Source organism: Rarobacter faecitabidus (assembly GCF_006716265.1).
Lineage (GTDB): Bacteria > Actinomycetota > Actinomycetes > Actinomycetales > Cellulomonadaceae > Rarobacter > Rarobacter faecitabidus.
Genome location: NZ_VFOS01000005.1, coordinates 67,802 through 85,821 on the forward strand (window position 1 = coordinate 67,802; position 18,020 = coordinate 85,821).

Below are 18,020 nucleotides of genomic sequence, written 5' to 3' on the forward strand. Positions count from 1 at the left end.
TACGGAACGCCGGCGCTTCCGCTCACCGACCGCCTAAATGCGGTAGGGGTGGGAGCGTCGGCGTTCTCGTACAAAAAGCTGCCAAAAGCGTGCAAAAGTTGACGTTAATCGACAGGTTCGCACGGAAATATGAGTAGAATTCCCGGTAAACAAGCCGGGCCGGAAGGCGATTGAGAGCGATGACAAACAGTACCGTGCTTTCCCCTGAAGCCGACACGGCGGTCGAGCCCGGATACCTGCAGGAGGGGCGCACACCGACGCTGGCGCTAGTCGCGAAGATGGCAGGAGTGAGCCTCAAGACGGCCTCGCGCGCCATCAACGGCGAGAAGCACGTGGCCGAGGCGACCAGGGAGAGGGTGCTGAAAGCGGCCGATGAGGTGGGCTTCCGCATCAACGCGATGGCAAGCCTCCTCAAGCGGGGCGTGACAACGCCGGTTGTCTCCCTCATCACGGGCGACCTGTCGAACCCGTTCTACTCAATGGTCGCCAAGGGCGTCGAGCAGCAGATCCGTAGCCACGGGATGCAGTTGACGATCGCCAGTTCGGACGAGAACCCCGCCGCCGAGCGGGCACTCGTAGAGGAGTTCGTGAACCAGCGGGTTCGCGGCCTGCTGATCGTCTCCACCCTCGACGACCATTCCGAGTACGCCGAATACCAGGCCCGTGGCGTCCCACTCGTCTTCCTCGACCGCCCCGCGGTGGGTCTGGATGCCGACTCTCTGGTGCTCGACAACTACGCGGGCGCGTACTCCGGGACGACGCACCTGATCGAACACGGTCACCGCCGAATCGGCTACCTGGGCGACTACCCGCGACTTCAAACCCGCAAACTCCGGTACGACGGCTACGCCGACGCGCTCAAGCAGGCGGGGATCGAGGACACGACCCGCTGGGTGCGCGATAGCGCCCACGACGTGGAATCGGCGCGCCTCGTGGCCGAGGAGATGCTGCTGGACGACGAGCCTCCAACGGCGATCTTCGCCGGAAACAACCAGATCACCATTGGTGCCCTGCAGGCCATCGCGAACGTGGCTCCGAATACCGCCCTGGTGGGGTTCGACGATTTCGCCTTGGCTGAACTGCTCGGCGTGACGACCGTCAGCCACGACCCGACCGACATGGGCCGGCGCGCCGCACTGCAGGTACTAGAGCGTTCCGCGGTCCGCCAGGAGGCGATTTCGCAAGAACTGGTCATCAAGACGCGCCTGATCCCGCGCGGTTCGGGCGAGCGCCTGCCGATCGCTTAACAGTTCACTATCGAGTGAGCTTGGGTGCGTCGAGCCCACTCGTCATGGGAGCTCCGGTCGAGTCGCCGCTACCTCGCCCCGAGGATGCGGGCGAAAAAGCGGCTCCGGGTGGGGGTGTCGTGCCCGGAGCAACGTTGGTCCTTGGGTACGTCGCGCATGACCGAATCGACGTGTTGGCCGCAACCGCTCCAGGTTGTTTTGCCGCAGGTGCGGCAGGTAGCGGGGTGACACACGGGTTCCTCCTGAGGTTGAGTGGTCGAATCAGGGTTAGTGCAGGCATTCGCGCCCGGCCAGGTTCGTACGTCCTAGGCGAGCATGAGGAAAAGCCGTTCCAATTCCTCGATCGAGGGACCATTCACCGTGGGTGCTAATTGGTCGGCGCTCTTCGGCCCCCCGGCGCTGGAGCCGTCCTCGTCATGCCCGTTGTCGCCGCGTTGTTCGTCGCCGTTCGGGCCGGTGTCTTGCGCGATGCAGTCTCGCATCGCGGTCGACACGATGGTGAAGCCTGCCCGGTCGAGCGCGGACGTTACCGCCGATAATTGGGTGATCACGTCCTTGCATGGTCCGCCGACTTCGACAGTGCGGATCACGGCATCCAGTTGGCCACGGGCGCGCCGCAGTCGGTTGAGTACCTTCTTCTGAGCCTCGGCGGTGGACTGGTCCGCGGTCATGGTTCACTCCTTACGGTCTGGCGTTCGGTTGTGGTGCTGGCGGGAGGAATGCGCGCGCCGTCAGGCGGCAGGTGGACGAGGTACGCGCTGGCCTGCTCGCCGAGCGTCGCGCGCAGTGAGCGCATCCCGCCGGACAAGGTCGCCGAGTCGAATCCGCCGGCCACTAGAACCCGGTGCGCCAGGTAGGACCGCATGCCGGAGGCGCACAGCACGCGTACCGGTCGCCCGGCGGCGGCGCGGTGAACCTCATCGAGGCGTGCGCGCAGTTCCGTGTGCGGCACGTTGAGTGAACCGGGAACGTGGCCGGAGGCGAACTCGTCGGCGTTTCGGGTGTCGAGGATGAGCGCGCGCTCGGTTTCGGCTTCAAGATTCTCTGCGTGCCAGAGTCGCGTTATCCCGTCAAGCACGTTCTGCCCCAGCATTCCGGCGAGATTGACCGGGTCTTTGGCGTTGCCATAGGGCGGCGAGTAGGCGAGATCGACGTCGATCAGGTCGCCTATGGTGAGCCCAGCGCGCACGGCGGTGGCGAGCACGTCGATCCTCTTGTCGACGCCATCCGTGCCGACGGCCTGGGCGCCGAGCAGTCGTCCGTCGTTGGCCGCGAAGTGGACGCGCAACGCGAAGGGCACGGCACCGGGGAAGTATCCGGCGTACTGCGTGGGGTGGAGGTCGATGGTGTGGTGGTCGATAGCCGCCTCCATGAGGGTGCGCTTGTTCGCGCCTGTCATGGCGGCGGTCGTGTCACCCAGCCGGACGATGGCCGTGCCCAGCGGAGCGGGTTGCGGTCGTGCCGCTGGCAGCCCGAAGATGTCGTCGGCGACGAGTCGTCCTGCCCTGTTCGCCGGACCCGCGAGGGCGACTGGTCGGCGTGCGCCGGTGAGGGGATCGCTGGCGGCGGTGGCGTCGCCGACGGCCCACACGCCTGGCAGGTTCGTGCGACCGCGACCATCGACGAGGATCGCGCCGTGTTCGCAGTACACGCCGTCGCGTTCGAAGACGGCCGTTGCGGGCTGAACGCCCGCCGAGAGCACGATCAAGCCTGCGCGGAGTTCGTTGCCGTCGCTGAGGGCGACGGAGTCCTCGTCCGTCCCCGGCCGGATGGCAGTAGCGGACACGCCGGTGCGAACTGTGATGCCGAGTCGGCTGAGCGCGGCAAGAGCCAGGTTCGCCATGGGCGCGTCGAGCGGTGGGAGTATCTGCGGTGCAAGTTCGACGACGGTCACGTCGAGACCGCGGCGGACCAGCGCCTCGGCGGCCTCGAGCCCGATGAAGCCCGCGCCAAGAACCACGGCGGTGGTGGCCCGATTCGCCTCGTCCCGAAGTGCCACGGCGTCGTCCACGGTCCGCAGTGTGCGAACGCGCGATGAGTCAAGGCCGGGGATGTCCGGACGGCGGGCTTCGGCACCCGGCGCGAGGACGAGTGCGTCGTAGCCGATTTCCCGGGTCCCCTCGGCGGTGCGGACGTGCACGGTGCGGGTGCTCGCATCAAGGCCGACTACCTCGTGGTTGGTGCGCACGTCGAGGTTGAGCGAAGCGCGGAGCTGGCCGGGCGTTTGGACGATGAGCGCGTTACGATCCTCGATTTCACCCGATACGAAGTAGGGTAGCCCGCAGTTCGCGAAGGAGACCCAGGGGCCTTTTTCGAGCACGATGATCTCGGCGGATTCGTCGAGCCGACGAGCGCGGGCTGCGGCGCTCATTCCACCAGCGACGCCGCCGACGATGACAAGTCTCACTGGTCGCTCCCGGTGGGGGCCGAACCGGTCTGAGATGGCGTGTCTTCTGCGAGGCGAGCACGTACCTCGTCCATGTCGAGAGTCTCGACCCGATCGAGCAGGGATTCCAGTGCGCTAGCGGGCAGTGCTCCTGCCTCGTGGTAGACGCCTATGCCGTCTCGGAACGCAATGAGGGTCGGAATGCCGGTGATACCGAAGTCGGCGGCCAGGGCACGTTCGGCTTCCGTGTCGACTTTTCCGAAGACGATGGCCGGGTGCTGTTCGCTGGCGTCCTCGAATGTGGGTGCGAACTGGCGGCAGGGGGCACACCAGTCAGCCCAGAAGTCGAGGATGACAATGCGGTTGCCGAGGATAACGTCACGCGCGTTGCCGGCGGTGATTTCAATGGTTGCCATGCCACAAGTATATACCCCCAGGGGTATATGAGGCCAGATGTAATTCCGGCGATCGTCCTCGACGCGATTCGCATCGCGCGGTCTTCCATCTCACAGAAGACTCGTGGACGCGTCGGCTGCGAGCGTGCCATCCGCTCTGATAACGGACTTCCAGGACTTCGCAATATGCGCCCATCCGGTCGCTAGGCGGTCTCTGCAGTGCTCAGCGAGGATACAAGCCGGCGCCGGGAGTGACAACGCTGTCGGTCGGTAGTAGCGTGAGCAAACGGAAGCCGAACACGACGTCGTGCCTGGCCCGCGGTGCGCAGGAGCGCCGCATAATCCAGTTCAGTACGCAATTCCGGGAGATCCCAGTGCGGTCAACGCTCACCACATACCGCCTGTCCGCAGGTCTGACGGCGCTCGCCCTTGCGGTTACCTGCGCATCCGTCCCAGCCGCAGCCCAGAACGAGGACGGTACGGGGGGACCGCCGAGCGCCGTCGCCACCGACAACGCGGCCATCGCCGCTGCGCAGAACGACAACTACGTCGATGGCAGCGAATCGGTGGGTTCCGCTGACTGGCTGGCGGATGCGACCGGGCGCAAACGGGTGTTCATCCAGACGCGAGGTACATCCGCGTTGATGGCGCTGTCAAAGGCCGAGAAGAAGGGCATCAGCGCCGCGGCAGCTCGGCGCAGCGCGCGCACCATCGCCGACGCGACCATCGCCAAGACGAACGTCATTGTGGACGCCGTCAAGCAACTCGACCCCGCCGCCTTCGAGATGTACGGCTCGCAGTACACGGTCCCCGGAGTGGCGATGGAGGCCTCAGCGGTGGCCCTGCGCAAGGCCCTCAACTTCGACAACGTCGTCACCATCGTGGAACTGCCGTACTACGAGCGCCCCGCGCTGGAGACGGCCACGGGCGGCTCGATTTCCACCCAGACCGCCGACGGGGCAGACCTCATTAGGGCGATTGCCGCCTGGCAGGCCGGTCACACGGGGCAGGACGTCGTGGTTGCCGTGGCCGATTCCGGCTTCGACTACACGCATTCCGACTTCGGCGGTCCCGGTACGACCGCCGCCTACAACACGGCCAAGTCAAACCCGGCGGCCACGCCCCAGTCGGGCTGGTTCGATTCCACGAAGGTCAAGGGCATGATCGACCTGGCCGGGGCGACGGGCACTGGGCAGAACCCCGATGGCAACCCGATTCCGACCGTCAGCGGTTTCGACCACGGTACTCACGTAGCCGGCATCGTCGCGGGGTGGGGCGTCAACACCAACGGAACCCGCTTCGCGCCGTCGAGCTACTCGTCCGTGAGCGCCGCGCAGGTCAAGGCACTCAAGATCGGACCCGGGATGGCACCCAATGCCAAACTGTGGCCCATCAAGATCTTCGCCGACGGCAGCAGCGGGGGCACGTCGCTCGGCGTCGCGTCCCTCGAGTACGTGGCACAGCAGGCCGGGCAGGGGAACAAGATCGATGTAATCAACCAGTCCATCGGATCGGACTGGGGGCAGGTCAACAACACCTACAAGGAGAACGCGCTCCAGGTCCTGAACCAGTACGGCATCATCGCAGTGATCTCCGAGGGCAACGGTGGCGACTACGTCGACATCGGCGGATCGCCCGGGGTTCAGGAGCGGGCACTCACGGTTGCGTCGGCCGACAATACCGTGACGAACGGCTCCGTGCCAATCTCCAGCTTCAGTTCCCGCGGGGCGCACGGTTCGTACGATGGCCGCGTGAAGCCCGACCTCACCGCCATCGGCGGCAGCGTGGTATCAGCCTACAGCGGCACTGGGTCGAACAGCACCCCGGCGTCGGGCACCTCCATGTCCTCGCCCATGACCGCGGGAGCGGCGGCCGTCGCGATCGGTGCCCACCCGGGGTGGAAGGCCAACAACGACAACGCCGCCTTGCGATTCAAGGCGCTGATGATGAACACGGCCTCGTCCGGCGTGGCGGACGCCGCGGGAAGGAAGTACTCGCTCACGCGAACGGGCACGGGCCTGGTCAATACCGCCGATGCCGCGAAGTCCAAGGTGTGGCTCGCCTCCGACCAGAACGATCACCTCGTGACCGCGTCCTTCGGGGTCGTCGAGGCGTCGGGACCAACCACGCTGACGCGCACCGTGACGGTGCACAACGATGGCGCGTCGCAGGTCACCTTCAACACCGGCTACGTGCCGTTCACCGCCGTGCCCGGCGTCAACTTCACCGCCTCTCCCGCCCAGATATCGATCGCGGCGGGCGCCGCGGCGAAGGTGACGGTAACGCTGTCGATTCCCGACCCGCTCGCGCTACGGCGCACCATCGACCCGACCATGTCGTCCACCACCTCGGACGGTAAGGCACGCCAATACGTCACCGAGGCCTCGGGCATCCTCGATCTCCAGTCAACCGATCCGGCAAACGTGCCCTGGTTGCGCCTCGGAGTCTTCGCGGCCCCCAAGCCCGCCACCAAGATCGTGGGTCAGGCGCCCGTCTTCGCCGGTTCGGATCCGCTCAAGGGCACCCTCACGTTCGGCGGTACGGGCCTCGACTTCGGCGCCACCAGCTTCGCCGAAGCCGCCCAGCCGCTCAGCATGGGCTTCCAGTGGGGCATCACGGACGACAACAACAATGTGGATGAGCGGGACTATACCCGCCGATCGGCCGACACCGATGTCGTCGGTGCCGCCACAAACGCCCCCGAACTCGCGGAGAAATCAAACGGAACCCTCTACTTCGCGATCGCCGGGCGAGGCAATCGCGCGCGCCCTGTGACTGGCATGGACTCGGTCTCGGCGACCATCGAGCTCACCACTAAGTTCAACAACGCCAAGTACCGGCTCGAGCTCGTCCAGCCGAAGAACCAGGGGTCGTCCAAGAAGGACGATCGCTACGTGGTGCGCACCATCCGACTGAGCGACAACGCCGTCGTGGAGACGCAGAGCGTCAACGGCTACGACGCGGGACTAGACACCAACGCGTTCGACAGCAACGTCTGGATCCTCACCGTCAATCTCAAGAACATCGGATTCGCCGCCGGGCACACCGGCAGCACCGAGATCGAATACAAGGCGCGCCTGATCGCGGACAGCCTGAACGACGACACCGGGACGATCACCTACGACGTCTACAACCCCGACCTCTGGTTCGAGCGACCCGCGTCGTGGAACTCCCACTTCGTGAGGTCCGTCGCCGGCACCAACCTGGTCATCCACCGCAAGAGCCAGGACACCAATGCCAAGGTGCTGCTCGTCCATATGCACAACGTGAGTGGGACGCGCACGCAGGTGCTGGATGTTCCGCCGGACACGGTGACCTCGTCGAGCCCGCCGGTGATCACCGGACTGCCGCGCGTCGGCCAGACGCTGACCGCCACGCCGGGCCAGTGGACAGGTGCGGCCACCTTCGGCTTCGCCTACCAGTGGCTGCGGGGCGGGCAGGCGATCGGCGGAGCGACCGGTTCGTCCTATACGGTCGCGGCCGGGGACGAGGGCAAGGCCTTCTCTGTGCGCGTCACCGCCACGCGCGGCACCAAATCAGGTACCGCAACCTCGGCGAGCGTCACCGTGCACGACGGCTCGCCAGTCGCCACCGTCCCTCCCGCGATCTCGGGCCTCCCTGTCGCTGGGGCGACGCTAGCGGCCACGCCCGGCACCTGGCTCGACGCCGACGGGGCGACGTTCGCCTACCAGTGGCTGCGGGGCGGGCAGGCGATCGGCGGCGCGACCGGCCCGACCTACCCGGTCGCCGCGCAGGACGAACGCGCCGACCTCTCCGTCCGCGTCAGCGCGACAGCGGGCGGCCGAACGGGGCAGGCGACCTCCGCCGCGGTCACCGTGGTTCCGCTCAGCGGGTCGGCGGGCGCCGGGCAAGGAGGCGAGGACGAGTCCACCGCCGGGCTGGGAATCTCGCTGTCGGCTGCCACCCAGGCCTACGGCAAGGGCGGAGTGATCGCGACAGTGCGGGTACCTCGAGCGGTTGTCGTGGTCGGCGCGGTCGTGAAGATCCGCAGCGGCGAGACGGTGCTGGGGCAGAAGGCGCTCGCGGCCGATGACATCGGGATTGCCACCTCGGCGGCCAGCGGGTATCTGTCTGTCGAGGTACCGATCAGCGCGACGGCTGCCGCAGGCAGGCACTCGGTTGTCGCCACCTACACCGTCCAGGCCGGTGCCACGACGGTGACGCTCACCTCCGCCTCGACCGTGCTGACTGTGACGGCGGGAGGCTCGTCCACACCGCCCAAGACCAGCACCAAGCCCGGGACGAAAAAAGCCGCCAAGAAGGGCGCGAAGATCACCCTCAAGGTGTCGAAGAAGTCTGTGCGCGCCGGCGCGACCGTGAAGGTGCGCGTCAAGGTCACCGCCGGCGGCAAGGCCGCCAGCGGCAAGGTTGCGATCCGCGTCGGCAAGAAGACCGTGAAGGTCGTCAAGTTGAAGAAGGGCAAGCGCAACGTCAAGGTCAAACTGAAGAAGGCCGGGAAGCAGAAGATCACGGTGAGATTCCGAGGATCGGCGAAGGTGAAGCCCAAGACCTCCAAAGCCAAGGTGGTGCGGGTGCTGCGCGCGGTCTAGCGTCCGCGCCAGCGGGCCCAGGCCTCCGAGAGCGGCGGGACGATGATGCCGCTCTCGGCCATCGTGGAGCGGGTGCGGGCGCGGCAGACGAGGACGCCGACCACGCCTACCGCCCACACGGCAAGCACGACCAGGAACGCGAGCCGGAAGTCGGAGAGTGTGTAGCCGGCACCCCGCTTCGCTAGATCGAGCACGACTCCGATGCCGAGCACCGTCATCATCGCGCCCACGAATCCGCCAACATTGACCAGTCCGGTAGCGCTGCCGAGTCGGGCGGGGTCGGTGAAGGTGCGTGCGTAGTCGAACCCAATCAACGATCCCGGTCCGCCGACGGAGATCAGGGTGACGAAGACGAACAGCACCCACATCGGACGGGGCGTGGCCGGAACGATGACGAGCAGCCAGCCCACGGCGACGCCGACCGCGATCGCGAGTACCGCCCACGATCGCCGCAGGGGATGGCGGGCCGTGAATTCGCCGATGATCGGGCCGGAGACGATGCTCATCAGCACGCACCAGGTGAGCAGCCAGCTCGCCTGAGTGCTGGTCGTCCCCTGCGCCGTAACGAGGAACGGATAGCCCCACATGAGGGCGAATGCGTTGAGCGAGAAGCCCGTCACCAGGTGCGACCAGAAGCCGAGCCACGTGCCGGGATGACGGACCACTGCCCTGAGGGTCGCGGTGTTCGGTGGCCGCGGGACGGGACTCAACGGGGAGGGCGCGAAGGAGAACTCGTCCTCGCCGAGCGCGGTCGGCCTGGGCGCGGAACGGGGGCGATCGTGTACGAATACCGCCACCGCGCACGCGGCGACGCCGCCGAGGACGGCGAGCGCGACGAACGAGAAGGACCAGCCGCGAGAGTGCAGGAAGGCGACGAACGGGAAAGCGGCCACCACCTGCCCGAACTGGCCGACGATGCCCGTCAACTGCGTCAGGAGAGGCACCCGCCGTGGCGGAAACCAGTTGGGGAGCAGTCGGACCACTCCCACGAACGTGGTCGCATCTCCCAGACCGATCAGGACGCGCATGCCGATCGCGAGCCCGACGCCGGGGACGAGCGCCATGCCGAGTTGGCCGAGCGTCATCAGGGCAGCGCCGACGAGTATCACGCGGCGAGGCCCGAACCGGTCAAGCGCCATCCCGACGGGAAGCTGGGCGGCCGCATATACACCGAGCTGAACGACTGAGAACAGAGAGACCGTGGTGGCATCGATGTGGAAGCGATCCAGGGCGTCGAGTGACGCGACACCGAACGAGGCCCGGTGCGCGACAGCCGCGATGTACGCGAATAGACCAGCGCACCAGACCAGCGTCGCCCCCGCGTGGGCGCGGTGGATGGCCGGGCGGCTTTTCGCAGTCATCCCATCATCCTAGGGTGGGTGGGCTCGGGTAGAGTTTCATCAGTAGGGGCCCGTTCGATGCCGCTCCTGACACACAGAGGAGGGGACCTCGTCGTGAGACCCACCCGCGCCCACGTCGCCGCGCTGACCGCCATCCTGTTCGCGCTCGGATCGGCCACGTTGACCACGGTCCCCGCCGCTGCCGCTGATCTCACGCCGGCTCCGATTTCGCCCGTGGTCAGCACGGTCGCCAACGATGACACGCTCACGGCGGACCTCGCCGATCAGGCGGCTGACCTGGACGGTAAGGACAAGGGCAGGAAGATCGGCGTCATCGCCGTGCTCGACGTCCCGGCCGCGAACGGCAGACCCGCCTCGAAGCGGAGTATCGCCGCGGCGCGATCGTCCGTCCTCGGCGACTTGCCCTCGAAGCATGCGGTCGCCAACACGACCTACAGCAATCTTCCGGCGATCTCGCTCGATGTTGACGCGACGGGGCTGGCGGCTTTGGCGGCCCACGAGGACGTGCTGACCGTCCAGCGCAACACGGTCGTCAAACTCTCCATGGTGACGGCGAACAACCTCACCGGCGCGACCCAAGTCATCGAGAACGAAGACGTCACGGGGACGGGGACCACGGTCGCGATCATCGACACCGGCGTCGACAAGACGAATGGCGAAATCCATCCGGGTCTCGCGGGCGACGTCGTGGGCGAGGCGTGCTTCCACGAAAACGGTGGCTGCGCTTCAGCGACCGACGCCAAGGATATAGACGGCCACGGAACCCATGTCGCGGGCATCATCACGGGTCCCAATGGAGTTGCCCCGTCTGCCAAGGTGTATCCGATCAAAGTGTTCGCTGATGGTCCGACCGCCGAGTGTCCGACCACCGAGTGCCCGACCACTGACGGCGATATTCTGGCGGCGCTGGATCACGTCGTCGGACTCAACATCGCTCATCCCGGCACAATCGACGAGGTCAACATGAGCCTCGGCGGAGGCGCATTCGAAACGGCGGAATCCTGCAACGCCGCGAATCCCGCGTACCTGCAGGCATTCGCGACGCTGAACGGTCAGGGCGTGAGCACGTTCGTCGCGACCGGCAACGAGGAGTACACCGACGCGGTCGCGGCTCCCGCCTGCGTCGACGGAGCGATCGGTGTCGGATCGGTCGATACGACCGATCCGGCGAGCGACCCCTATTGCTGGGGGGCGACCCACAGCCCCATCGGTCAGGTCTCGTGTTTCTCCAACGCGACGCCCGTCCAGGGGAAGGACGAACTGGTGGACGTTGTCGCGCCGGGTTGCGAGATCGTTTCCCTGGGACTGAACGGCAATTCGAATACGACCATGTGCGGCACATCAATGGCCACTCCCTACGCCGCAGGGGTCGGCGCGCTGGCCGCCGAGATCGCGGCGCATAACGGCCGGACCCTGACCCCGGCTCTTCTCGAGGATCTGCTCGAATCGACCGGCGTGCAGGTGGCCGACCCGCGCTATCCGCCGACTGCTCCCAAGTTCCCGCGCGTGTCCCCGCCGGGCATCAAGCAGTCACTCGAGCTCGAGGTGCCTGCCACTACGGCCAGCGGCGTCGGCACGACATCCGCTACCGTGTCCTGGGGGTCGATAGCGGGCGCGACCGGTTACCAGGTGAATGTCACCTCCGAGATCACCGGCGATACCGAGACGATCACCGTAGGCGGTCTCACGACGACTGTGCCGCTCGGCTGCGGCCCCCACGCAATCACCGTGCGGGCCGTGTCGTCCGGTGGGATCCCGTCGCTGCCGTCGGACCCGTTCGTCCTGACCGTCCGAAACTGCCCGGCGGCCGTGGAGGACGTGACGCTCACGGCCATCGATGACCAGAGTCACACGATTTCCTGGTCGGTTCCGGACGAGCCCTCCGGCGCCATTGTCCTTCAGCGTCGTTCGCTGCACGGTCAGTGGGGGGACGTGCAGACACTGCCGACCAGCGCCGTCAGCCACGTCGATGCCGTGTCCTCATGCGGACTCGTCGAGTACCGGGTCTTCGCGCAGGACGCCAATGCTGATCGCTCGGTCGCGAGCGACGTGGTGCGGCGCGGCATCTGCGCACCGGCCAATGATGAGGTCGCGGCCGCCACCGTCCTGACGCAGACGCCGCCGGGACAGGCCGCCCAGCAGATCACGGAACCGGACGCGATGTGGGCGACCTCATCCCTGACCGATCCCGTGGTCAGCTGCACCCAGGGCTTCGCGGCGAACACTCAGTGGTACACCTTCACTGCCTCGGCGCAAGGACGGGTCAACATCCGCACGACATCGGCGGGCGAGCCGAGCACGGAGGTCGATCCCGTCCTCGCTGTGTACGAGGGATCACCAGGGGCCTCGAACGAGGTCGCGTGCTCGGACGATGCGGGCACTTCGCTCGATTCCGATGTCACCGTGAACGTCACTGCCGGCCAAACCTACTTCGTGATGCTCGGGAATTGGGCGGACGTGGCGGGTGATTCGGCCAGCGTGCAGAAACTGGCGATCCAGTGGCTCCCCGTGGGCACGGTCGATAACGACACCTTCGCGGGAGCCACGGTGCTGACGGGGGCGGGATTCCACTCCTCCGTGATAGCGGCCGGATTCGCGACCGTCGCCTCCTCCGACCCGGCTCACCAGTGCGCCAGACTCGGACCGCGCGTGGGCGGCGGCACACTGTGGTGGCGCTACACGCCGACCGCGAACGGGAAACTCAATTTGAGCACGATCGGCAGCACAGAACGATTCGCCGACACCCTGCTGTCCGTCTACACCGGCACAGAAGGCAGCCTTTCGACGGTGGCCTGCAACGATGATGCCGTCGCCACGGTCACGTACTCGTCGCTCAGTTCCGTGGCGCTGCAGGCTGGCACAACCTACTCGATCCTGGTTTCGAGCTATTCCGCGACCATGCCCGGCAGCGCAAACGACCTCGTCACGCTTTCCGGAACCTTCACGGCGAACGCGGCGATTCAGCCACCGGTGAAGCCCGCCGCGCCTGTGGCCGCGAAAACCTACAGGGTCAGCGTCAAGGCGAGTAAGAGGACGGCGAGGGCGACTAAGCGGCCGAAGAAGGTTATCGTCACGGTGAGGAACGCCGGCAATGCGGCGAGTCGCGTCCGGATCAAGGCCTCCAAGGCACCCCGGGGGTACACGTTCGTGTATCGCTCGGCGGCGGGCAAGAACATCACCAAGCAGGTCACCGCAGGAAAGTATCGGACGGCAATCCTGAAGCCGGGTTCCTCGACCAGGATCACGGTGTCACTCAAACTCAAGCGGGTTAGGAAATCCGCGCTAGCCAAGAAGAAGGCCACGATCTCGATTCGGGTCACCTCGGTCGCCAAACCAGCCGCCAGCGCCACGGCGAAGGTCCGCGTGCGCAGGTAGCCCAGACGCACGACGCTGCTCGTCGAGACATTCGCGCAGCGACTGCGGTAAGTTAGGGGCGATCACTCAAATGAGTGACCGCCCCTAACTCACTCCCGGCTGACAACGCTGTCGGTTGCGAGTCAGACGAGGGGCTAACTTCACATACCTTCGAAGAAGCAGGTCGGTGACAACCCAAATGAATATCCCAGCGCGCACGCGCAAACCCTTAGCCTTCCTCGCGACGCTCTCGCTCGCGGCGGGCCTCGTCCCCATTGCGGCCACGCCAGCCAGCGCGGCCGCAGTCGTCGCTGATCCCGCGGCCGTCGTGAATCCGTTCGTGGGAACCTCCAACGCCGGAAACACCTACCCCGGCGCCGTGGCTCCGTTCGGAATGCTCGCGTGGAGCCCGGACAACGTGAACACCTCCAACGGCACCATGCGGACCGCCACGCCGTCCGGCTACAGCTACGACAGCAATCGCACGCGAGGCTTCTCGCTCACGCACGTCTCAGGTGCTGGCTGCGCCGGCCTGTCCGGCGACATCCCGTTCTTCCCGTACGTCGGAGCCATCTCCACGTCCCCCAGCGCGGCGGACACGACGAACGCGACCACCTACAAGGCCGACTACGCGCACGCGAACGAATCGGCATCCCCCGGCACCTACAAGGTCACCCTGAACAATGGCGTAGGCGTCGAACTCGCCGCCACGACCCGCACCGGATCGGGGCGCTTCACGTTCCCGGCCAGCGGCGACCCGGCGATGCTCATTCGCACCTCCGACTCGATGCTCGGCTCGAACAACGCCTCGATCTCGATCGACCAGGCGGGCCGCGCTGTGTCCGGCTGGGTCGAGTCGGGTAACTTCTGCGGCTCGTTCGTCGGCGACGGATCGCTGCAACGCTCCTACTACCGCCTCTACTTCCAGGCCGAGTTCGACCAGCCGTTCGCCTCGGTCGGCACGTGGACCAACGGCACCGTCAGCAACGGCTCCACGCAGGCCACCGGGGGCACCGGCTACACGAACCGCTACCCGACGGCCGGGAACGGTTCCGGTGGCTTCGTCCGCTTCGCCCAGGGCGCCACGGTAAACGTGCGCGTCGGCATCTCGTACGTCGACGCCGCGGGTGCGGCTGCCAACCTGGCGGCGGAGAACTCGTCATCAAAGACACTCGAGCAGGTCAAGGCCGAAACCAAGGCCGCCTGGAACGAAGAACTGCGCACCATCGAGATCGGCGGCGGCACCGAGAGCCAGCAGCGCACCTTCTACACGGCGCTCTACCACTCGCTGCTGCACCCGAACATCATCGAGGACGTTGACGGGCGCTATCCGCGCTTCGAGGGCCTGGGTACGGATGGTAGCGTCGCCGTCGAGCATCTCCCCGCGAGCCAGGACCATCAGTACACGACGTTCTCCGGATGGGACGTCTACCGTTCGCAGATGCAGCTCGTGGCCTGGCTCAACCCCAAGAGGGGATCCGACCTCGCGCAGTCGCTGTTCAACCAGGCGAAGCAGTTCGATGGCGTATGGGACCGCTGGACCCACGTGACCGGCGCAACGCACGTCATGGTCGGTGACCCGTCCGCGGTATCCGTCGCCGGAATGTACGCCTTCGGCGCACGCGACTTCGATGTCGAGGGCGCCTATCAGTCGCTCAAGCGGGCCGCGACCGTACCAACGGACAAGGACCTGTCGCGTCAGGGGCGGAGCATTGGCGTCGTCGGGCAGCGACCGAGCCTCGACAAGTTCCTCCAGTACGGCTACTACCCGGAGGGCTGCAACGCCTGGGGTTGCCCCAACGAGACCCTCGAGATGGCGATCGCCGACTACAGCCTCGCGGCGCTCGCGCAATCGCTCGGCCACGAGGATGACTACAAGACGTTCGCCCAGCGCTCGCAGTCCTGGCAGAGCCAGTACAACCCGAACGCCACCGCGACCGCCGGATACGTCCAGCGGCGCAACGCCGACGGATCCTGGGTCAGTGGATTCGATCCGTCGAAGGACGACGGATTCGTCGAGGCCACCGGCGCCACGTACGTGTGGATGGTTCAGCACAATCCCGCCGGCCTCTTCGAGGTCATGGGCGGCAACGAGGTCGCAGACGAGCGCCTGGATGGCTACTTCAAGGACGACAACGGCAACTGGGTGCTGACCGGTAGCTGGAACAACCACATCCACGCCAATATGGACAACGAACCGTCCGTGGCGGTGCCGTGGCTATACAACTACCTGGGCAAGCCATGGAAGACGCAGGAAACGGTTCGTGAGACGGTCAAGCAACTGTGGCTCGATCCGGCGGACAACGCGGGCGGTTCCAAGGGCATCCCGGGTAACGACGACCTCGGTGAGATGAGCTCGTGGCTCGTCTTCGCCGCGCTCGGCGGCTACCCGCAGAATCCGGCGCGCGCCGAACTGGCCATCGCGGCCCCGCTGTTCGAGACGATTCGCGTCAGCCCGGTCGGCGGGCAGACACTGGCGATCAACGCGCCCGGCGCTTCCGTCGCGAATAAGTACATCCAGTCGGTGTCGATCAACGGTCAGGCCTCCACCCTGAACTACCTGCCCGCCGACCTCGTTACGGGTGGCGGCACGGTCGACTTCGCGCTGAGCACCACGGCGAACACCTCGCGTGGTACCGCCCCCTCGGACGCGCCGCCGTCCGAGCGCACGGGTGAGAACCTGCCCGAACTCCGGGTCAGCAACGGCTCCGCCACGGCGTACCCGGGCTCACCCGCGTCGATCACGCTCAGCGCCCGCAACCTGCCGTGGGTGACTTCATCGCAGACGATCACATTCACAGTGTCGTTTGAGGACGAGATCTCCGTCGACACCACTGCCGGCACCCTCGCGGTGTCCGGCAACTCCACGGTGACGTCGCCGCTCGTGGTGCGGCCCAAGTGGGGCACCCCAGCGGGGACGTATAAGGGCGTGGTGAAGGCTAAGGTCGGCAACCGCAACCTGCGCGAGATTCCCATCACCGTGACGGTGCTGAGCGGTCCGCAACGCGGTTCCGCGAAGCTCGATACGAGTTTCGAGGTCGGCCAGACGCAGGTTCCGGAGAGCCTGGCGGTGGGGACGCAGAACGCGGTCGACACGTACTGCTGCTCCACGAACCCGCTCGAGACGAAGGTCGCTGGGGACGGTGAGGAGCGCACCGGCACTCAATCGGTGGTGTACGCCGTGAAGGCAACCGGGCCGAATGCCGTGGCGACGAACGAACTCGTTTCGGGGCTCTCGAGCTTCAATGAGCCGATCAGCGCGGGTACCGTCCTGTCGTACTCGGTGTATCCGCAGAGTTATATGTCGTACTTCTCGCGCACCAACACAGCGAGCCGGAACGTGATCGTTGATGTGCAGTTCTCGGACGGCACATTCCTCAGCGAGTTGGCGCCTGAGGCGTCCAACGGGGCCGTTCTCACCCCCGTCGCCCAGGCAGGGGTGCTGACGCAGGACGAGTGGAACGACATCGCCGTCGCTTTCCCCGAGTCCACCTACGGCAAGACCATCCAACGGGTCGTGTTCCGGTTCGGGACTGGTGCCGGAAGCATCGGCAGTGGTGACGGCTACGCGCGTGGCTGGATCGACGACCTCGCCATCTACCACGAGATCCCGGACCTGATCTTCAGCGATGCAACGACGCTCAGCGGTCGTGTTGGGGATACCCTGGGTGGTCCGCTGGTGAAGTTCACCGGGGGCGCTGGCGCTGAGGTCGCCGATTATTCGGCGACGGTCGCGTGGGGCGACGGCGATGTGACGGATGCCTCGATCGTGACGAGCGACGGCGGCTATCAAGTGGTTGCTCAGCACGTCTACGCTGCTCCCGTGAGCGGCGAGGCGGTGGTGACGGTCACAGATCCGCGCGACACCCAGGCGACGGTGAGCCTGCCGCTTTCCGTCCTGGCGAAGGACGATCCCGGTCCGGGGACGGATCCCGGCGATGGTTCGGGCGCGGGCTACGTTGACTCGACGGTTGCGGTGAAGGCGGCCAAGACGAAGTTCGGCAAGGCGGGTTCGCTGGCGGTAACTGTGAGTGCTCCTGGGGTCGTGCCGGCCGGTACTGTGTCGGCGCTCGTCAAGGGCCGAATCATTGGTTCGGCGACGCTCAAGAACGGCAAAGCGACGATCAAGACGTCCAAGACGCTCGCGGTCGGCACGCACCAGGTGCTGCTGTCCTACTCGCCAGCCGCGAACGTCAAGGTGCGGCCCTCGTTCGAGGTGACGAACCTCAAGGTCGCGAAGGTCACTGCGAAGGTCAAAGCCAAGCGGATCAAGGGCAAGCTGAGTCGCGGGTCGAAGGCTTCCGTCAAGGTCACCGTCACCCTGGTCGCCAAGGCCAAGGCGACGGGCAAGGTGATGATCCTGGTCGGCAAGAAGGTCGTCGGCTCAGCGAAGGTCAAGACCAAGGGCGGCAAGGCGGTCGTGACGGTCAAGACCAAGCGCCTGACCAAGAAGGGCAAGATCACGGTCAAGTACGCCGGTAACGCCACCTACCTGAAGAAGACGTACAAGACGTCTCTGAGGGTGAAGTAGCTCGCCGCTGGTATCGCGGACTGGTATGAGGCGGCGGCTGGGGCGATTGCCCTGGTCGCCGCCTTGCGCGTGGCGGTGGATGCTGGTCGTGCGTACGGGCGCTTACTGGCGCTTACGGGCGCGGGTGCGGCGGGGTACGTGTGCCCGACACCGAGGTGCCTTTGAGCAGGTACTT

At 66.3% G+C, this 18,020-nt stretch carries 8 protein-coding genes; 4 read left to right on the forward strand and 4 right to left on the reverse strand.

The genetic code is table 11. The annotated features are described in order from the left end of the window. Positions 1-179: 179 nt before the first annotated feature. Positions 180-1,247 (forward strand): LacI family DNA-binding transcriptional regulator, encoded by a 1,068-nt coding sequence (locus FB461_RS11265; RefSeq protein ID WP_142122164.1) that lies wholly within the window; start codon positions 180-182, stop codon positions 1,245-1,247. Positions 1,248-1,552: 305 nt separating this feature from the next. Here FB461_RS11265 and FB461_RS11270 read toward each other — a convergent pair whose 3' ends face one another. Genes FB461_RS11270 through FB461_RS11280 form a run of 3 tightly spaced genes read right to left on the reverse strand, consistent with a single transcriptional unit; the run spans position 1,553 to position 4,049 of the window. Then, positions 1,553-1,918: a metal-sensitive transcriptional regulator gene (locus tag FB461_RS11270; protein ID WP_142122166.1), complete on the reverse strand. Its 366-nt coding sequence runs from the start codon at positions 1,916-1,918 to the stop codon at positions 1,553-1,555. Continuing rightward, positions 1,915-3,654 carry an FAD-dependent oxidoreductase gene (locus FB461_RS11275; protein WP_142122168.1) on the reverse strand — a complete coding sequence of 580 codons (1,740 nt, stop codon included), beginning with the start codon at positions 3,652-3,654 and terminating at the stop codon, positions 1,915-1,917. The genes FB461_RS11270 and FB461_RS11275 overlap by 4 nt, the downstream gene beginning before the upstream one ends. Beyond that, positions 3,651-4,049 (reverse strand): thioredoxin family protein, encoded by a 399-nt coding sequence (locus FB461_RS11280; protein WP_142122170.1) that lies wholly within the window; start codon positions 4,047-4,049, stop codon positions 3,651-3,653. The genes FB461_RS11275 and FB461_RS11280 overlap by 4 nt, the downstream gene beginning before the upstream one ends. 257 nt (positions 4,050-4,306) lie before the next feature. On the opposite strand from FB461_RS11280, the gene FB461_RS11285 reads away from it, so the two are divergent. Continuing rightward, entirely contained in the window at positions 4,307-8,599 is a 4,293-nt protein-coding gene (locus FB461_RS11285; RefSeq protein WP_142122172.1) for a S8 family serine peptidase, read from the forward strand. Here the strand turns inward: FB461_RS11285 and FB461_RS11290 are convergent. Continuing rightward, positions 8,596-9,960 (reverse strand): MFS transporter, encoded by a 1,365-nt coding sequence (locus FB461_RS11290; RefSeq protein ID WP_142122174.1) that lies wholly within the window; start codon positions 9,958-9,960, stop codon positions 8,596-8,598. The two genes, FB461_RS11285 and FB461_RS11290, sit on opposite strands and share 4 nt — an antisense overlap. A 93-nt stretch (positions 9,961-10,053) precedes the next feature. Here FB461_RS11290 and FB461_RS11295 point away from each other — a divergent pair, with 93 nt between their 5' ends. Both FB461_RS11295 and FB461_RS11300 read left to right on the forward strand, forming a co-directional pair. Beyond that, positions 10,054-13,335 carry a S8 family serine peptidase gene (locus FB461_RS11295; RefSeq protein ID WP_170222743.1) on the forward strand — a complete coding sequence of 1,094 codons (3,282 nt, stop codon included), beginning with the start codon at positions 10,054-10,056 and terminating at the stop codon, positions 13,333-13,335. A 166-nt stretch (positions 13,336-13,501) separates the two neighbouring features. Next, on the forward strand, positions 13,502-17,845 hold the full coding sequence (locus FB461_RS11300; RefSeq protein ID WP_170222744.1) for a GH92 family glycosyl hydrolase: 4,344 nt from the start codon (positions 13,502-13,504) through the stop codon (positions 17,843-17,845). The last annotated feature ends 175 nt before the right edge of the window (positions 17,846-18,020 follow it).